The sequence below is a fragment of the Sporolactobacillus shoreicorticis genome (genome assembly GCF_024125445.1).
GTDB lineage: Bacteria > Bacillota > Bacilli > Bacillales > Sporolactobacillaceae > Sporolactobacillus > Sporolactobacillus shoreicorticis.
In genome coordinates this window covers 1-3,658 of record NZ_JAMXWM010000061.1, presented here as the reverse complement: position 1 = coordinate 3,658, position 3,658 = coordinate 1, and the positions used below count along the sequence as shown (strand labels likewise).

The following is a 3,658-nucleotide window of genomic DNA, read 5'->3' as shown; positions in this document are numbered from 1 at the left end:
GAAAAACAATAAAAAACCGTTTCAAAATCCAGCAAACACTCGATTCCAGCAAGGTTCCAGGAATTTTTGGAGGATGTCAACTCTGCCCCTTTCAGTTGACATCCTCTTTTGATTGGAGGGTAATCATTGAGCAAAATTGACTTATGGGTCCAGCGGCTGAAGGAAAAGCGATTGTCCTACGGTCTTTCGCAAAATCGTCTGGCCGTTGCGGCTGGCATGACCCGTCAGTACCTCAACGATATTGAAAACGGCCGGGCCTCCCCGTCTGAGGACATCAAAATAGCGTTGCTGAAAGCACTGGAACGACTCAACCCTGACGCACCGCTTGAGATGCTGTTTGACTATGTGCGCATCCGGTTCCCAACGACAGATGTCAAGCATGTCATTGAAGAGATTCTGCTTTTAAAAATAAACTACATGCTCCATGAAGACTATGGGCTCTATTCCTACACGGAACATTACGCTCTGGGCGACATTTTCGTGATGGTCTCTCCCGATGAACAAAAAGGCGTGTTGCTGGAACTGAAAGGCCGAGGCTGTCGCCAGTTCGAGGGCTTTCTTTTAGCGCAACACCGAAGCTGGTTCGATTTTTTCAGGGTCGTGATCGGCGAAGGCGGGATATTCAAACGGTTAGACTTAGCGATCAATGACAAGGCCGGCATCCTAAATATTCCGCAGCTGACAGAGAAATGCCGACATGAGGAATGCATTTCCGTCTTTCGCAGCTTTAAGAGTTATCGCAGTGGCGAGCTCATCCGTCGAGAGGAAAAGGAAGCGATGGGACACACGCTTTATATCGGTTCTCTGAAAAGTGAAATCTATTTTTGCCTTTATGAAAAGGACTATGAGCAATACGTAAAAAACGATATTCCCATTGAGGAAGCTGAGGTGAAAAACCGATTTGAGATCCGGTTGAAAAATGAAAGAGCTTACCATGCCATTCTTGACCTGATGGCTTACCAGGATGCGGAGCGTACGGCTTTTTCCATCATCAACCGTTACCTACGCTTTGTAGATCAAGTGAAAAACAAGCGACGCAGTGCGTGGCCGATCAATGAAAGTTGGGCCTGGTTCATGGGAAAGAAGCGAGAGAAATTGAAATTAACCACTCAACCCGAACCGTATTCGTTTGACCGGACCCTTAGCTGGCTACAGCGACAGGTGGCCCCGACATTAAAAATCGCGCTCTGGCTGGATCAAATCCATGATACCGCCGTCATTGATGACATGATCCGGCAGGCCAAGCTCACGAAGCGGCACGAAAAAATCTTTCAGCAACAGGTTGATACTGCAAAACAGATGATTAGGGATCAGCAGCAAAAATGATTTTTAAAAAAGTATTAACCGGATTTTAACCACCAATCTCATTCATCAAAGGAGAAATGGATCATGAATTTTGGACGAAACTTATACACGTGGTTTTTAAACAATGCCCAGTCTCTCGTCTTGATGGCGATTGTCGTCATTGGGCTCTACCTCGGTTTTAAACGGGAATTTTCCAAACTCATCGGCTTTCTCGTCATTGCGCTGATCGCTGTGGGTTTGGTCTTTAATGCGGCTGGAGTCAAAGATGTCCTGCTGAATTTGTTTAACCGAGTGGTGGGTGCCTAACTTGAACACCTGTTCTTTTGGCCTGTATAAGGGTTCTTTTTATGCGGGCCAAAAGAACGGGTATGCCAAACGAAGTGCGGCAGGCTTTTTACTCTCTTTTTAGGAAAAGGACGTGATCGATCTATGGAAATGAAAGTCTATATCGCGAATTTAGATAAATACAATGAGGGCGAGCAGGTTGGTGCGTGGTTCACCCCGCCCATTGATTTTGAAGAGGTCAAGGAACGTATCGACTTGGCTCAGGGCTATGAAGACTATGCCATCCATGATTACGAACTGCCCTTTGACCTTGATGAGTACACGACCATTGAAGAAATTAACCGCCTTTGTTCACTCGCGGAAGAATCGGCAGGCACACCGATTGAAGACGAAATGCGGGAAATCCAGAAGGCCTTCTTCGGCAGTTTTGAAGAAATGGTCGAACATAAGGATGACATCATCTGTTATCCCGATTGCGATGATATGGCAGATGTCGCCCGTTATCTATTGGAAGAGACCGGCAGCCTTGGTGAAGTTCCCTCTCATTTACAGAATTATATCGATTATGAAGCCTACGGGCGCGATTTGGAGATTGAAGGAAATTTTCTGGTCACTCCTCATGGTATTTTTGAATATGCCCGTTAAGGTTAAATAAGTTGTTCTATCAGAACCATGTGGATTTGCCTCTTTCACTGAAATAATGATTTAAGAAAATAATTATTGTTTCGCAAGGAGGTCATTTTAAAAAATATGCTGAAAATCATTTTAACTGGGGTTATGATGTTTCCAGATTCGATCAATAACGGGAAGGAGATTAAATTGAAATGAAAATCGAGAACATCGAACCTTGTAAAATTGCTTTTTTTAGAAGAACTGGTCCATACGGAATTGAAAATAAAATCTTAATGGAGTCGTTTAAGCAATGGGTTAGAGAAAATAATCTATTTGAGAAGTCAACTATTTTAGGAATCGCACAAGATGACCCAAACACTATAAATTCAAATAGATGTCGTTATGATGTTTGTTTAATTGTAACTAACAATGTAAAGATCACACCCCCGGCCAAAGAAGGATCATTTTCAGGTGGAAAGTATGCCATTAATCAAGCACACTAGAGAAGCAATGAATAATGTATGGAAGGATATCCAAAATGAAATTTCCATCAATCACCTTGCAGTAAGAGAGAAACCAATTATTGAGAGATATAAAGCTAAGTTAGTATCAAAAGGCTTTTGTGAAATTTTAATTCCCATAAAATAAAAATTGCAACTTATGCAGTATTTCGATAATTAGCTGGAGATATTATGATCACTTTTCTCTACAAATAGCAGATTGTTTGATAGGTAGCCTGTACGTTCTATCATGTACTGGCTGCTTTTTTCATGGGAAATTTCCAATAGAAAGGACTAATCATGAGTGAAAAAAATCAGAAGCTATACCCGCATCTGGAACGTGGAAAAGGTGATCTACGCCATCAATGACTTTCAATTGCCTTTTCCAGTCACCTTCACGCAGATGGCGTGGTTTGTCTGTTCACTGTTGCTCGTGATTCTGCTTGCCAATGTGCCACCGGTGTCCCTGATTCATGGCGTATTGCTGAAATATGTCGGCCTTCCCGTGGGCCTCACCTGGTTCATGTCACAGAAGACCTTTGACGGGAAAAAGCCGTATGGTTTTTTGAAATCGGTGATCACTTACCTGCTCCGTCCCAAAGTCACCTATGCCGGAAAGCCTGTGAGGCTAAAAAAAGAAATCGCCAGCGGAGCGATTACCGCTGTGAGGAGTGAATGGTATGCCGTATCCGATCAAGTACATCGAAAATAACCTTGTCTTTAATCATGACGGGGAATGCTTTGCCTATTATGAACTGATTCCCTACAATTACTCGTTTCTGAGCCCAGAAGAAAAGGGTGAGGTCCATGATCATTTTCGTCAGTTGATTGCTCAGAGTCGGGACGGGAAAATCCATGCCTTGCAGATTGCGACCGAATCGAGCATCCGAGCAACGCAGGCACGCAGTAAGCAAACGGTCACCGGGAAATTGAAAGACGTGGCGTACCGGAAAATC

Annotated in this window: 6 protein-coding genes; all 6 read left to right on the top strand. The window is 43.5% G+C overall.

All coding sequences use genetic code 11. The features are described from left to right. Window positions 1-126: 126 nt before the first annotated feature. Window positions 127-1,326 (top strand): MobT family relaxase, encoded by a 1,200-nt coding sequence (gene mobT / locus NIE88_RS21805; protein WP_253065662.1) that lies wholly within the window; start codon window positions 127-129, stop codon window positions 1,324-1,326. A gap of 63 nt (window positions 1,327-1,389) precedes the next feature. Continuing rightward, window positions 1,390-1,611, top strand: coding sequence for a hypothetical protein (locus NIE88_RS21800; RefSeq protein WP_010023708.1), 222 nt, complete (start codon window positions 1,390-1,392; stop codon window positions 1,609-1,611). A 123-nt stretch (window positions 1,612-1,734) separates the two neighbouring features. Beyond that, entirely contained in the window at window positions 1,735-2,235 is a 501-nt protein-coding gene (locus NIE88_RS21795) for an antirestriction protein ArdA (protein WP_253065661.1), read from the top strand. A gap of 179 nt (window positions 2,236-2,414) precedes the next feature. Then, the gene (locus tag NIE88_RS21790) at window positions 2,415-2,705 is read left to right on the top strand and encodes a GyrI-like domain-containing protein (protein ID WP_253065660.1); all 291 of its coding nucleotides are present in this window, start codon (window positions 2,415-2,417) and stop codon (window positions 2,703-2,705) included. A 301-nt stretch (window positions 2,706-3,006) separates the two neighbouring features. Beyond that, window positions 3,007-3,414, top strand: a complete 408-nt coding sequence (locus NIE88_RS21785) for a conjugal transfer protein (protein ID WP_253065659.1) — start codon at window positions 3,007-3,009, stop codon at window positions 3,412-3,414. Next, on the top strand, window positions 3,383-3,658 hold a 276-nt coding region (locus tag NIE88_RS21780; protein ID WP_444965501.1), incomplete at its 3' end, for a hypothetical protein. The genes NIE88_RS21785 and NIE88_RS21780, both read left to right, overlap by 32 nt.

Coding starts and splice junctions, on each gene's coding strand:
- NIE88_RS21800 (WP_010023708.1), top strand. CDS start 1,390: ATGAATTTTGGACGAAACTTATACACGTGGTTTTTAAACAATGCCCAG.
- NIE88_RS21795 (WP_253065661.1), top strand. CDS start 1,735: ATGGAAATGAAAGTCTATATCGCGAATTTAGATAAATACAATGAGGGC.
- NIE88_RS21790 (WP_253065660.1), top strand. CDS start 2,415: ATGAAAATCGAGAACATCGAACCTTGTAAAATTGCTTTTTTTAGAAGA.